We start from the raw sequence: 13,833 nt of genomic DNA on the forward strand, positions 1-13,833 counted from the left end.
TGCGGTTGTGGGTACCCAACAGGTTTAACTCCGACAGGAGCCAATCCGTGAAAGACTTATTGAAGTTTCTGAAAGCGCAAACTAAGACCGAAGAGTTTGATGCGATCAAGATTGCTCTGGCCTCGCCAGACATGATCCGTTCGTGGTCGTTCGGTGAAGTTAAGAAGCCGGAAACCATTAACTACCGTACGTTCAAACCAGAGCGTGACGGCCTTTTCTGCGCCCGTATCTTCGGGCCGGTAAAAGATTACGAGTGCCTGTGCGGTAAGTACAAGCGCTTGAAACACCGCGGCGTGATCTGTGAGAAGTGCGGCGTTGAAGTGACCCAGACCAAAGTGCGTCGTGAGCGCATGGGCCACATCGAGCTGGCTTCGCCGACCGCGCACATCTGGTTCCTGAAATCGCTGCCATCCCGCATCGGTTTGCTGCTGGATATGCCGCTGCGTGACATCGAACGCGTACTGTACTTCGAATCCTATGTGGTGGTCGAAGGCGGTATGACCAACCTCGAGCGCCGTCAGATCCTGACCGAAGAGCAGTATCTGGACGCGCTGGAAGAGTTCGGTGACGAATTCGACGCCAAGATGGGTGCGGAAGCTATTCAGGCCCTGTTGAAAAACATGGATCTGGAAGCCGAGTGCGAGCAGCTGCGTGAAGAGCTGAACGAAACCAACTCCGAAACCAAGCGCAAGAAGCTGACCAAGCGTATCAAGCTGCTGGAAGCGTTCGTACAGTCTGGCAACAAGCCGGAGTGGATGATCCTGACCGTGCTGCCGGTACTGCCACCGGATCTGCGCCCGCTGGTTCCGCTGGATGGCGGTCGTTTCGCGACGTCGGATCTGAACGATCTGTATCGCCGCGTGATCAACCGTAACAACCGTCTGAAACGCCTGCTGGATCTGGCTGCGCCTGACATCATCGTGCGCAACGAAAAGCGTATGCTGCAAGAAGCGGTAGACGCCCTGCTGGATAACGGCCGTCGCGGTCGTGCCATCACCGGTTCCAACAAACGTCCTCTGAAATCTTTGGCCGACATGATCAAAGGTAAGCAGGGTCGTTTCCGTCAGAACCTGCTCGGTAAACGCGTTGACTACTCCGGCCGTTCCGTAATCACCGTAGGTCCATACCTGCGTCTGCATCAGTGCGGTCTGCCTAAGAAGATGGCGCTGGAGCTGTTCAAACCGTTCATCTACGGCAAGTTGGAGCTGCGTGGCTTGGCCACCACCATCAAAGCCGCCAAGAAAATGGTTGAGCGTGAAGAAGCCGTCGTTTGGGATATCCTGGACGAAGTGATCCGCGAACACCCGGTACTGCTGAACCGTGCACCAACCCTGCACCGTTTGGGTATCCAGGCGTTTGAACCGGTTCTGATCGAAGGTAAAGCGATCCAGCTGCACCCGCTGGTTTGTGCGGCCTATAACGCCGACTTCGACGGTGACCAGATGGCTGTTCACGTACCGCTGACGCTGGAAGCCCAGCTGGAAGCGCGTGCGCTGATGATGTCCACCAACAACATCCTGTCCCCAGCGAACGGCGAGCCAATCATCGTTCCTTCTCAGGACGTTGTACTGGGTCTGTACTACATGACCCGCGACTGTGTTAACGCCAAGGGCGAAGGCATGGTACTGAACGGTTCCAAAGAAGCTGAGCGTGTTTACCGCGCCGGCCTGGCGTCGCTGCATGCGCGCGTTAAAGTGCGTATCACCGAAGACGTCAAAAACGCCGAAGGCGAATGGACTTCTCAGACCAGCATCATCGACACCACCATCGGCCGCGCCATCCTGTGGATGATCGTACCGAAAGGTCTGCCGTACTCGATCGTTAACCAGCCATTGGGCAAGAAAGCGATCTCCAAGATGCTGAACACCTGTTACCGCATCCTGGGCCTGAAGCCGACCGTTATCTTTGCTGACCAGATCATGTACACCGGTTTTGCTTACGCAGCCCGTTCCGGCGCTTCCGTAGGTATCGACGACATGGTAATCCCGGCCAAGAAAGCGGAGATCATCGAAGAAGCGGAAACCGAAGTTGCCGAGATCCAGGAGCAGTTCCAGTCTGGTCTGGTTACCGCCGGCGAACGCTACAACAAAGTGATCGATATCTGGGCTGCAGCGAACGAACGCGTTGCGAAAGCGATGATGGAAAACCTGTCGGTAGAAGACGTGGTTAACCGTGACGGCGAAGTGGAACAGCAAGTTTCCTTCAACAGCATCTTTATGATGGCCGACTCCGGTGCGCGTGGTTCCGCCGCTCAGATTCGTCAGCTGGCCGGTATGCGTGGTCTGATGGCGAAGCCGGACGGCTCCATCATCGAAACGCCAATCACCGCGAACTTCCGTGAAGGTCTGAACGTACTCCAGTACTTCATCTCCACCCACGGTGCTCGTAAAGGTCTGGCGGATACCGCACTGAAAACCGCGAACTCCGGTTATCTGACCCGTCGTCTGGTTGACGTGGCGCAGGATCTGGTGGTGACCGAAGACGACTGTGGCACCCACGACGGCATCCTGATGACTCCGGTTATCGAAGGTGGCGACGTGAAAGAGCCACTGCGTGAACGCGTTCTGGGCCGTGTGACGGCAGAAGACGTCCTCAAGCCGGGTACGGCGGACATTCTGGTGCCACGCAACACCCTGCTTAACGAGAAGGCGTGTGACCTGTTGGAAGAGAACTCTGTCGACAGTGTTAAAGTCCGTTCCGTGGTGAGCTGTGAAACCGACTTTGGTGTGTGTGCAAACTGCTACGGTCGCGACCTGGCACGTGGCCACATCATCAACAAAGGTGAAGCCATCGGCGTTATCGCGGCACAGTCCATCGGTGAGCCGGGTACACAGCTGACGATGCGTACGTTCCACATCGGTGGTGCGGCATCTCGTGCGGCTGCTGAATCCAGCATCCAGGTGAAAAACAAGGGTAGCCTCAAGCTGAGCAACGCGAAGTTCGTTATGAACGCTGCGGGCAAGCTGGTGATCACCTCGCGTAACACCGAACTGAAACTGATCGACGAATTCGGCCGTACCAAAGAAAGCTACAAGGTGCCTTACGGTGCCGTGATGGGCAAAGGCGACGGTGAAGAAGTTAACGGCGGCGAAACCGTTGCTAACTGGGATCCGCACACCATGCCGGTCATCAGTGAAGTCAGCGGCTTCATTCGCTTCGCGGACATGGTTGACGGCCAGACCATTACTCGCCAGACCGACGAACTGACCGGTTTGTCTTCTCTGGTAGTTCTGGACAGCGCAGAGCGTACCGGTAGCGGTAAAGATCTGCGTCCGGCACTGAAAATCGTTGACGCTCAGGGCGAAGACGTATTGATCCCAGGCACCGATATGCCTGCTCAATACTTCCTGCCGGGCAAAGCGATCGTTCAGCTGGAAGACGGCATTCAGATCGGTGCGGGTGATACCCTGGCGCGTATTCCTCAGGAATCCGGCGGTACCAAGGATATTACCGGTGGTCTGCCGCGCGTTGCCGACCTGTTCGAAGCACGTCGTCCGAAAGAGCCGGCAATCCTGGCTGAAATCAGCGGGATTATCTCGTTCGGTAAAGAGACCAAAGGCAAACGTCGCCTGGTGATCTCTCCGCTGGACGGCAGCGACGCTTACGAAGAGATGATTCCGAAATGGCGTCAGCTCAACGTGTTCGAAGGCGAAGTGGTGGAACGTGGTGACGTCGTTTCCGACGGCCCAGAGTCTCCGCACGACATTCTGCGTCTGCGTGGTGTGCATGCGGTTACCCGCTACATCACCAACGAAGTGCAGGAAGTTTACCGTCTGCAAGGCGTTAAGATTAACGATAAGCACATCGAAGTTATCGTTCGTCAGATGCTGCGTAAAGGCACCATCGTTAGCGCTGGTGGCTCCGAGTTCCTGGAAGGCGAGCAGGCTGAAGTGTCTCGCGTCAAGATTGCCAACCGTCAGCTGGAAGCTGAAGGTAAAATTGCGGCAACCTTCTCGCGCGATCTGCTGGGTATCACCAAGGCTTCCTTGGCGACCGAGTCCTTCATCTCCGCTGCATCGTTCCAGGAAACGACGCGCGTTCTGACCGAAGCTGCCGTAGCCGGCAAGCGTGATGAACTGCGTGGCCTGAAAGAGAACGTCATCGTGGGCCGTCTGATCCCAGCCGGTACCGGTTACGCTTATCATCAGGATCGCATGCGTCGTCGTGCTCAGGGTGAAGCGCCGGTTGTTCCGCAAGTCAGCGCGGAAGAAGCGACGGCTAACCTGGCCGAGCTGCTCAACGCAGGCCTGGGCGGCAGCGACGACGAGTAATCGTCATCCGCGCCGCGGGCCCGGCATGCCGGGCCCATCGCCAGATAAACCGCTCCCTCGGGGGCGGTTTTTTTTCGCCTCATGCCGGGGCCGAGCAAACTTTGCTACTATGGTTACAGCAGAAATTGACCGGCGCTTTTTACCAGACAACCAAGGACAGTGCGAACATGGACAGCCTCATTACCTTCGAAAAATTGACGGCGCAACACCTGCCTTACCTGTATGAGATCCGCTTTTCCGTTGAAGAAAACCTGCTGCACCCGCATCAGATCCAGTACCTGCAGCGCAAACAGGCGCTGGAGGACATCAACCAGGGCGGCGGCTGGATCTGCAAGCATGGCGACGACTATGCCGGCGTTGGCTTCGGGCTATTCATCCCTGAACCGCTGATCGGTGGTCTGTTCGTGAAGCCGGAATACCAGTCGAAGGGGATCGGCTCCGCCTTGCTGGCCCGGGTCACTCACTGGATGTTTGAGCACGGCGCTGAAGCTATCCACTTAACCACCGATCCTGGCTCCAAAGCCGAAGGCTTTTATCAACATCACGGCTGGGCCGTGGTCGGGCAGGATGAGTTTGGCCAGGCTGAACTGGTGAAACGTAAAGAGGGTGAATAATGACAATCAAAGGATTGATGACGTTACTGCTGCTTTCGCTGTTCAGCGCACCGCTGTATGCGGCCGTTGACTATTTTTACCTGAAACCGCTCGACGGCGAGAAGATCAAGATAACCCGGCAGATGCTGGAGACAATGCCGGTGCACACGATTAAAACCTCGACCAATTTCACCCCGGAAGATACGTTTACCGGCGTTGAGTTTGCCGAGCTGGTGAAAGCCTATCACCTGAAAGGCCAGTCGGTGCGTGCTTTCGCCTGGGACGATTACTCCTACTCGATGCCGATTGACGAGATGATTAAATACCGCGTGATCGTCGCCTATCAGCGCGGTGGTAAGCCGATAGACGTTGGGGAGCTGGGGCCGTTCGCCATTATTTATCCGCGCGATGGCTACGCCGAGCTGAATAACCTGGATGTGAATGCGAAAACCGTCTGGCAAGTTAAACGGCTGGAGCTGAAATAAGATGAGCAAAAAACTGATCGGTACTCTTATCGCGTTGGTTGCCATCTTCTCCTTATTGATTTTGTTGATTGCCATTAACTTCGGCGGCGTAAAAGAGCGCTACAAGCAAATCGAGCCCAATCTGGACAACTACTCGGTGGCCGAGATCCTTTTTCTGGCGTTTGAAAGGACCAAAACCGCGCTGCTGCTCAGTGAAAACAACGACTACGACGCCTTCCAGATCAAAAAGAAAATCTTCTACTCTAAGATTCAGATCCTGGAGAGCCGTTCGACCTTCAGCGACTCTTTTTATTACGACGACGAGTTCATCAAGAATGTTGCGCTGTTGAAGCAGCAGTACCGCGTGTTGGACGATCTCTCCACCGGCTTGCTGGTGGGGCAGAAAAACAAGGGGGACATTCTCTCTTATATGGATGATATCGAGGGTACGCTGGTCGATATCCAGGAAATTATTTATCGGATACAGATTAAAAACTTTACCGAAGTGAAAGGCATCATTCAGGACAACTCGAGTAAAGCCGAGATGTTCGCCCTCTTTTCGCTGATTTTGGTGTTCCTGATGATGTTCCTGGTGCTGAGGAATGCCTTCTCGTTGAAAGAGATCATCAAGAACAAGAACATCTTTATTTCTTCCATCTACCACGAGATCGCCGGCTCGACCCAGGCCATCGTCATTGCCGCAGATATCATGGAACACGAGCTGGCGCAGGAAGAGTTGAAAAAAGAAGCCCGCCTGATCTCCTATCACGGTAATAAGATCGCCGAACAAACGCGCGAGGTGATGGATTATTCTCGGCTTGAGATGGGAGAAGTTAAAATCAATATTTCTACCTTCCGGCTGAATGAGGTGGTGGACGATGCCGTAACCGGCATCGGCGCCGGGCGCGGCAATCGCCTCGTGATTCACCGTTCGTCTTATGCCGGCCTGATTGGTTCTGATAAATACAAGCTCTACCGAATATTGGCCAACCTGCTCAGCAACGCGGACAAATTTACCCACCGGGGCGTGGTTACCCTCAATGTGAAGCTGTGCCACGGCAACCTGTATTTGCGGGTAAAAGATACCGGCATCGGGTTTAACGTCGATAACCTGGATAGGTTATATAAGGCGTTCAATCAGGGGGTGGAAAGGGAAACGCGGCAGGGGTTGGGGCTGGGGCTGACCATTATCAAAAATTACGTCACGACGATGAAAGGCACCATTAAAGCCAAATCCGTCGAAGGAGTGGGCTCATCGTTTTTGATCCGCATCCCGGTCAAACTAATTAAAGAATAGATTCGACAGCAGCAGCGAGGAGATAATCAGCGGCTTGGTCGGTTTTTCCACCAGGTGCACGTCATAGTACAGGATCATATCGCCGATGTTTTTCTCGTAGTGATTCAGCTGGCCGGTCAGAATAATAATGCGGGCGTGCGGATCGAGAACGTCTTTAATTTTTTTCACGACGCGTTCGGAGGTCTCGCCGAAATCCAACAGCCAGTCCAGAATAAACGCCTCAAAGGACTGCTGTTCCAGCGCGGCCAGCATGGCGTCCGCCGTCTGAAAGGTCTCAGTCTCGATGCCGTATCGGCTGGCGATCTTCTTCAACAGTTCGAGAATATCGCCGTCATTATCCAGGATCGCGATACGCGGGGCCGGCAGGAAGTCTATCTTGTTGACTTTGTATAGCGGAGCATCGGCGGCATGTTCCCGATTGGTGCTGATGATAAAAAGATCGTCTTTTTTGTAGGCGTAGGTTTCGTCGTTGTCCGCTTGCGTGACCGGGCACTCGTCGACCTCAATGTTGCAGCGCTTGTGAATGCTGTTCATGATAAAGACGCCGTTATGCGTCCTTTGGCCGGCAAAGGGCTCGTTGAAATACTGGAAAACCTTTTTGACTTCATCGAGGGTAATGCCTCTTTTGCCATCCAGTTTCTGTTTGGCGCTGTTGTATTGAAGGTTCAGTATGTTGGCCATCGTGGAGGCATGCTTTCTGTCGCCAACTCCTTTCAGAGTGAGCAACGCGCTGATTGCATCGATGTAATTTGGCGTTTTCTTCATGACAACCTTGGCTTTTTTGATGTTGACCGCGAGCGCTGAAAAACCTGCGCAAGAACCCGTGCTGGATTATAGATGATGCTCCGGAGCTTGCGGCGATATCAGTTTGATTTTCCTTGGCAAACTCATAAAACACTCGATAATAAATAAAAAAACACTCAAAAGACATTCACATTTAACCGTTTATGTGGTTAATTAGCGCACATACTGTGTGATTCGCGTCCTGGGGGGGTGCCAGTCTCACAAAATAAACCGCCTGCTCTTGTCCGTAAGCAGGGAGCAGGCGGCAAAAAGATCCGCGGCCAACACCAGGGCCATTGGCAGCACCGGGGATGACTACTCGAACCTCTCTTCGTCGCTGTACCTTCTTTTTCCTCTTTCCTCACTTTTCTACCGCAACAGCGTCCTCTGAGTCTCACCGCTGAGTGAGTGCCGAGCACCGTTATGCCACATGTCCTTTAGCCGACAAGACAACCTGTCCGTACACCCTTACAGGCTGCGATATGCCATATGCGCGTTGCCGCGGACGAGGGCCCGGTGTCGCGCAGGAGAATCTCCGGCGCGATCCGGGATGGGATAAGGCGGGGCCATCGAGAGGGAGACGGCCCCGGCCGGCGCCGGGTTTGGCGGCCGGCAAGGCCACTATAGCCGGCGGGCCTGCCGGCGCCAGCGCCACCGTTTGGCATTGCGCGGTCGTTCCAGCGTTTTCTTCACGCGGCGGTAAACGTTGCCGCTTATTGCGCGCTGCGTCCCAGATAATCGTCCCAGTCTTTCCACACCGGCTGCAGCCCGGCATTGCTGATGGCCTCGGCGACCTGCTGCGGCGTGCGGCCGTCGTGCGGCTCGAACTGTTCCAACTCCGGCGGTACGTCGTCGGCATAGCCGCCGGGCTGCGTCTTGGATCCGGCGCTGACGCTGTTGATCGCTACCGGGATCATATGATCGCGGAAGTACGGCGACTCACGCGTAGACAGCGACAGCTCAACGTCCGGCGCGAACAGCCGGAAGGCGCAGATCAGCTGCACCAGCTGAGGCTCGCTCATGATCGACGCCGGCTCAATGCCGCCGGCGCAGGGGCGCAGGCGCGGGAACGAGATCGAGTAGCGGCTCTGCCAGTAGGTTTGCTGCAGGTAGAACAGATGTTCCGCCAGCAGGTAACAGTCGGTGCGCCAGCTGTTGGACAGGCCGATCAACGCGCCGAGGCCGATCTTGTCGATCCCGGCGCGCCCCAGGCGATCCGGCGTGGCCAGACGCCAATGGAAATCCTGCTTCTGGCCGCGCAGATGGTGCTGCAGATAGGTGGCCGGATGGTAGGTTTCCTGATACACCAGCACGCCGTCCAGGCCCAGCGCTTTCAGTTCGGCGTACTCGTCCTGCGCCAGCGGCTGAACTTCCATCATCAGCGAGCTGAAGTGGCGGCGGATCGCCGGAATGTGCTGACGGAAATAGTCCATGCCAACCTTGGTCTGATGCTCGCCGGTGACCAGCAACAAGTGTTCGAACCCCAGCGCCTTGATGGCTTCGCACTCGCGTGCGATCTCCGCCGCATCGAGCGTTTTGCGCTTGATGCGGTTGCTCATCGAAAAGCCACAGTAGGTGCAGTCGTTGGCACACAGGTTAGAGAGGTACAGCGGCACATAGAAGCTGATGACGTTGCCGAAGCGCTGACGGGTCAGCTGCTGCGCGCGCTGCGCCAGCGGTTCCAGATACGGCGCGGCGGCGGGAGAGATCAGCGCCATAAAGTCGTCGCGCGTCAGCTTGTCGGCGTTCAACGCGCGTTCCACGTCGCGTGCGGTTTTGCCGTTGATGCGCAGCGTAATGTCGTCCCAATCCAGCTGTTGCCAGCGGCTACTGAAATCGTCGCCCATCACTGTGCCTCCTCCGGCTGGCTGAGGAAGGCGGTCAGCGGGCTTGAGGCGGCCGCACCGCGCTGGCTAGCGCCCAATCCGGCGCTGCGCGCCAGCTCGCCGGCCTCCAGCGCCAGGCGAAACGCCCGCGCCATTTGCACCGGGTCGTGCGCCACGGCGATGGCGGTATTCACCAGCACCGCGTCGGCGCCCAGTTCCATCGCTTCCAGCGCGTGGCTCGGCGCGCCGATGCCGGCGTCGACCACCACCGGCACCTTGGCCTGCTCGATGATGATCTCGAGGAAGTCACGGGTGCGCAGACCGCGGTTGGAGCCGATAGGGGCGCCGAGCGGCATCACCGCCGCACAGCCCACCTCTTCCAGCCGTTTGCACAGCACCGGATCGGCGCCGCAGTAGGGCAGCACCACAAAACCGTCTTTCACCAGCGTTTCCGCCGCCTTCAACGTTTCTATCGGATCCGGCAGCAGGTATTTCACATCGGGATGGATCTCCAGCTTCACCCAGTGGGTGCCGAGCGCTTCACGCGCCAGCCGGGCGGCGAACACCGCTTCGGCGGCGGTTTTGGCGCCGGAGGTGTTGGGCAGCAACCGGGCGCCCAACTGCTGCAGCGGCGCCAAAATGGCGTCGTTGCCGCCGCGCAGATCGACGCGCTTCATGGCCATGGTCACCAGCTGTGAGCCGGAGGCCGCCAGCGCCTCCAGCATCAACGCCGGGGTGGCGAACTTGCCGGTGCCGGTGAACAGGCGCGAGGTAAAAGTGGTATCGGCGATTTTCAGCATGTCAGCCTCCGGCGATCGCTTGAAACAGCAAAATGTCGTCACCGTCCTGCACCTGATGGTCGGCCCAGTCGGCGCGCGGGATGATGGTTTGATTGATAGCCAGCGCGGTGCCCGGCTGGTGGCGTTCCAGCTGGGTCAGCAGGGCGGCGACGCTGAGCGGCTGCGCCAGCTCCAGCAGTTGGTCGTTCAGACGGATTTTCATGCCGCGCCTCCGCATACCGGGCAGGCGCGGGCCTGGCTCAGTTGCAGTGTGCTCCAGCTCTGCTGCTTGCCGTCGAACAGCCGCAGTTTACCGCTGAGGGAGCAAGGCATGCCGGACAGCATCTTGATGGCCTCCAGCGCTTGCAGGGTGCCGATCACGCCGACCACCGGGCCGAGTACCCCGGCGGTGCGGCAGTTGCGCTGCGGTTCTTCCTGCTCCGGGTACAGGCAGGCGTAGCAGCCGTGCGCATAGGGCGGCTCGAGCACCAGCAGCTGGCCGCTGAAACCGACCGCGCTGCCGCTGATCAGCGGCTTGGCGGCGGCGATGCAGGCGGCATTGACCTCATGACGGGTCGCCATATTGTCGCAGCAGTCCAGCACCAGATCGGCGCGGGCGACCGCGTCGCGCAGCGTTTGCCCCTCCAGCCGCTGCGCCAGCGGGATGGATTCCACCAACGGATTCAGCGCCTGCAGATGGCGTTGCGCCAGCGCCGCCTTGCCGGTGGCGGTATCGGCGCTGCGGTAGAGGATTTGCCGCTGCAGGTTGGTGACGTGCAGCTGGTCGTCGTCGGCCAACAGCAGCGTGCCGACGCCGGCGGCGGCCAGATACAGCGAAGCCGGGGAACCGAGCCCGCCCAAACCGACGATCAGCACCGTGGCGCGCTTGAGCCTCTCCTGGCCTTCCGGGCCGACGTCCTCCAGCAGCAGCTGGCGGCTGTAGCGCAGGAATTCCTGATCGTTAAGCATCGTTTGGGCCCTCGCCTTCGATCAGCCGCAGCAGCTCGGCCGTCGCCGCACGCCAGTCCGGCGCCTGGGTGATGGCGCTGACCACCGCCACGCTGCCGACGCCGCACGCCAGCACCGCCGGTACGCGATCGATGCTGATCCCGCCGATCGCCACCGTCGGGTAATCCGCCAGGCCGGCGATGTGGCGTTTCAACTCCGTCAGCCCCTGCGGCGCCGAAGGCATGTCTTTGGTTTGGGTGGGGAAGATGTGCCCCAGCGCGATGTAGGAGGGTTTCACCGCCAGCGCGCGCGCCAGCTCCGCGTCGTCATGGGTGGACACGCCGAGCCGCAGCCCGGCGCGGTGAATGGCCGCCAGATCGGTGGTATCGAGATCTTCTTGGCCCAGATGCACGCCGTAGGCGCCGTGCTTGATCGCCAGCCGCCAGTAGTCGTTGATGAACAGTCGTGCTTGATAACGCCGGCCCAGCGCGATGGCGGCAGCGATGTCCTCTTCGACCTGCTCATCCGGCAGATCCTTGATGCGCAGCTGGATCGTGGTGACGCCGGCCTCCAGCAGACGAGCGATCCATTCCACGCTGTCGACGACCGGGTAAAGCCCCAGTTTGTGGGACGTAGCCGGGAAGGGGGGCGTGATATCAGTCATTGCTTGTCTCCTCTTGCAGGGTGCCGGCGCTGTGATACAGCTCGCTGCCGCGGGCGCGGAACTCGGCGGACATTTTCTCCATGCCGGTCAGCTGCACTTCGATCGGCTTGGTGGCCTCCTGGGCGGCGGCGTAGTCGCGCACCTCCTGCGAAATCTTCATCGAGCAGAATTTCGGCCCGCACATTGAGCAGAAGTGGGCGACCTTGCCGGATTCCTGCGGCAGGGTTTCGTCGTGATAGGCGCGCGCGGTGGCCGGATCGAGCGCCAGATTGAACTGATCCTCCCAGCGGAATTCGAAACGCGCCTTGGACATGGCGTTATCGCGGATCTGCGCGCCCGGATGGCCTTTGGCCAGATCGGCGGCGTGAGCGGCGATCTTATAGGTGATCAGGCCCTGCTTGACGTCTTCTTTGTTCGGCAGGCCGAGGTGCTCTTTCGGCGTGACGTAACACAGCATGGCGCAGCCTAACCAGCCGATCATTGCCGCGCCGATGCCGGAGGTGAAATGGTCATAGCCCGGGGCGATATCGGTGGTCAGCGGGCCGAGGGTGTAGAACGGCGCTTCGTGGCAGTGTTTCAGCTCTTCAGTCATGTTGCGGCGGATCATCTGCATCGGCACGTGGCCCGGGCCTTCGATCATCACCTGCACGTCGTATTCCCAGGCAATTTTGGTCAGCTCGCCCAGCGTATGCAGCTCGGCAAACTGGGCTTCGTCGTTGGCGTCCTGAATCGAGCCGGGGCGCAGGCCGTCGCCGAGCGACAGCGAAACGTCGTAGGCGGCGCAGATCTCGCAGATTTCACGGAAGTGCTGATAGAGGAAGTTTTCCTGATGGTGCGACAGACACCATTTGGCCATGATCGAGCCACCGCGCGATACGATGCCGGTCAGGCGTTTGGCGGTCATCGGCACGTAGCGCAGCAGCACGCCGGCGTGGATGGTGAAGTAGTCGACCCCTTGCTCCGCCTGTTCCAGCAGCGTATCGCGGAACATCGCCCAGGTGAGGTTTTCCGCCACGCCGTTGACCTTCTCCAGTGCCTGGTAGATCGGCACGGTGCCGATGGGCACCGGGCTGTTGCGCAGGATCCACTCGCGGGTTTCGTGAATATAGCGGCCGGTAGAGAGATCCATCACGGTGTCCGCGCCCCAGCGGGTGGACCACACCAGCTTCTCCACCTCTTCTTCGATCGACGACGTGACCGCCGAGTTGCCGATATTGGCGTTCACCTTCACCAGGAAATTGCGGCCGATGATCATCGGCTCTGCTTCTGGATGGTTGATGTTGGCGGGAATGATGGCGCGGCCGGCGGCCACTTCCTGACGCACGAACTCCGGCGTGATGTTGTCCGGCAGGTTGGCGCCCCAGCTTTGGCCCGGATGCTGGTGGCGCAGCACCTCGCCGCGAATGCGCTCGCGCCCCATGTTTTCACGGATGGCGATGAACTCCATCTCTGGGGTGACGATACCGGCGCGGGCATAGTGCAGCTGGGTCACGCACTTGCCCGGCAGCGCCCTGCGCGGCAGCGGCAGATGTTCGAAGCGCAGGTGATCCAGCCCCTCGTCCGCCAGCCGCTGTTGGGTAAAGCCGGAACTGGCGCCGCTTAGGGTGGCGGTATCGCCGCGCGCGTCGATCCAGCCGGCACGCAGCTTGGCCAGGCCGGCGTGCACGTCGAGCTCGGCCTGCGGATCGCCGTAGGGGCCGGCGGTGTCATACACCGGGATCGCCTCGTTGGGTTCATACTGTGGGGTGTCTTTGCTGCCGCCGACCAGGGTCGGGCTGAGCTGAATTTCGCGCATAGGCACCTGGATATCGCTGCGCGAGCCCTGGAGATAGATGCGGCGTGAGTTCGGGAAAGCCATGCCTTGCAGGGTGTCGATAAACTGCTGGGCGGCTTCGCGTTGCGCTTTACGGGCGCGCGGTGGATTAACGTTAGACATAGCAAGTTCCTACCAGTGTGTTGGGTTGGGAAAGTTGCTTGTCTGGAGCTCGGAGGGAGTAATGATGGTGGCCGATAAGGCAGGGCGCCCGCAAGGGGAAGGCCGTGCCTGTGGCGATAGATTACTCTTGTTCCCTTCGCGGGTATTAACCCGATCAGGTTCCGCGGATCCCGAATTAACGGTCTCAGCCTGGCTGATTCGATGAACAAATCAGGCGCTAGGCACTCCGACAAGATGCCCCCCAGTATAGGAGGGATAAGAAAAAAAACTAT

General features: G+C 58.7%; 11 protein-coding genes and 1 riboswitch. Of the genes, 4 read left to right on the top strand and 7 right to left on the bottom strand.

Features of this window, described 5'->3' with window-relative positions; translation table 11 throughout:
- Nucleotides 1-47: 47 nt before the first annotated feature.
- From rpoC to C3F38_RS03655, 4 genes are all read left to right on the top strand, one after another.
- Entirely contained in the window at nt 48-4,271 is a 4,224-nt protein-coding gene (rpoC, locus tag C3F38_RS03640; protein ID WP_047729347.1) for a DNA-directed RNA polymerase subunit beta', read from the top strand.
- A 167-nt stretch (nt 4,272-4,438) separates the two neighbouring features.
- On the top strand, nt 4,439-4,885 hold the full coding sequence (locus C3F38_RS03645; protein WP_049202132.1) for a GNAT family N-acetyltransferase: 447 nt from the start codon (nt 4,439-4,441) through the stop codon (nt 4,883-4,885).
- Nucleotides 4,885-5,349 carry an oxidoreductase gene (locus tag C3F38_RS03650; RefSeq protein WP_055312783.1) on the top strand — a complete coding sequence of 155 codons (465 nt, stop codon included), beginning with the start codon at nt 4,885-4,887 and terminating at the stop codon, nt 5,347-5,349. The genes C3F38_RS03645 and C3F38_RS03650 overlap by 1 nt, the downstream gene beginning before the upstream one ends.
- Nucleotide 5,350: 1 nt before the next feature.
- A complete protein-coding gene (locus C3F38_RS03655; protein ID WP_055317529.1) occupies nt 5,351-6,625 on the top strand; it encodes a sensor histidine kinase KdpD in 1,275 nt (424 codons plus the stop codon).
- Here the strand turns inward: C3F38_RS03655 and C3F38_RS03660 are convergent.
- The 7 genes from C3F38_RS03660 to thiC form a co-directional block, all read right to left on the bottom strand.
- Nucleotides 6,611-7,306 (bottom strand): response regulator, encoded by a 696-nt coding sequence (locus tag C3F38_RS03660; RefSeq protein WP_055312780.1) that lies wholly within the window; start codon nt 7,304-7,306, stop codon nt 6,611-6,613. The two genes, C3F38_RS03655 and C3F38_RS03660, sit on opposite strands and share 15 nt — an antisense overlap.
- 815 nt (nt 7,307-8,121) lie before the next feature.
- Nucleotides 8,122-9,255 carry a 2-iminoacetate synthase ThiH gene (gene thiH, locus C3F38_RS03665; RefSeq protein ID WP_055317530.1) on the bottom strand — a complete coding sequence of 378 codons (1,134 nt, stop codon included), beginning with the start codon at nt 9,253-9,255 and terminating at the stop codon, nt 8,122-8,124.
- A complete protein-coding gene (locus tag C3F38_RS03670; protein WP_038872925.1) occupies nt 9,255-10,034 on the bottom strand; it encodes a thiazole synthase in 780 nt (259 codons plus the stop codon). The genes thiH and C3F38_RS03670 overlap by 1 nt, the downstream gene beginning before the upstream one ends.
- Nucleotide 10,035: 1 nt before the next feature.
- Entirely contained in the window at nt 10,036-10,236 is a 201-nt protein-coding gene (gene thiS / locus C3F38_RS03675; protein ID WP_038872928.1) for a sulfur carrier protein ThiS, read from the bottom strand.
- Nucleotides 10,233-10,982: a HesA/MoeB/ThiF family protein gene (locus C3F38_RS03680; protein WP_055317531.1), complete on the bottom strand. Its 750-nt coding sequence runs from the start codon at nt 10,980-10,982 to the stop codon at nt 10,233-10,235. The genes thiS and C3F38_RS03680 overlap by 4 nt, the downstream gene beginning before the upstream one ends.
- Nucleotides 10,975-11,625: a thiamine phosphate synthase gene (gene thiE / locus C3F38_RS03685; RefSeq protein WP_055317532.1), complete on the bottom strand. Its 651-nt coding sequence runs from the start codon at nt 11,623-11,625 to the stop codon at nt 10,975-10,977. Before thiE ends, C3F38_RS03680 begins: the two co-directional genes overlap by 8 nt.
- On the bottom strand, nt 11,618-13,561 hold the full coding sequence (thiC, locus tag C3F38_RS03690) for a phosphomethylpyrimidine synthase ThiC (RefSeq protein ID WP_055317533.1): 1,944 nt from the start codon (nt 13,559-13,561) through the stop codon (nt 11,618-11,620). Before thiC ends, thiE begins: the two co-directional genes overlap by 8 nt.
- A gap of 114 nt (nt 13,562-13,675) precedes the next feature.
- Nucleotides 13,676-13,800, bottom strand: a riboswitch (TPP riboswitch).
- Between the last annotated feature and the right edge of the window lie 33 nt (nt 13,801-13,833).

It is taken from the genome of Serratia sp. SSNIH1 (assembly GCF_002935055.1).
In the GTDB taxonomy this organism is placed as follows: domain Bacteria; phylum Pseudomonadota; class Gammaproteobacteria; order Enterobacterales; family Enterobacteriaceae; genus Serratia; species Serratia nevei.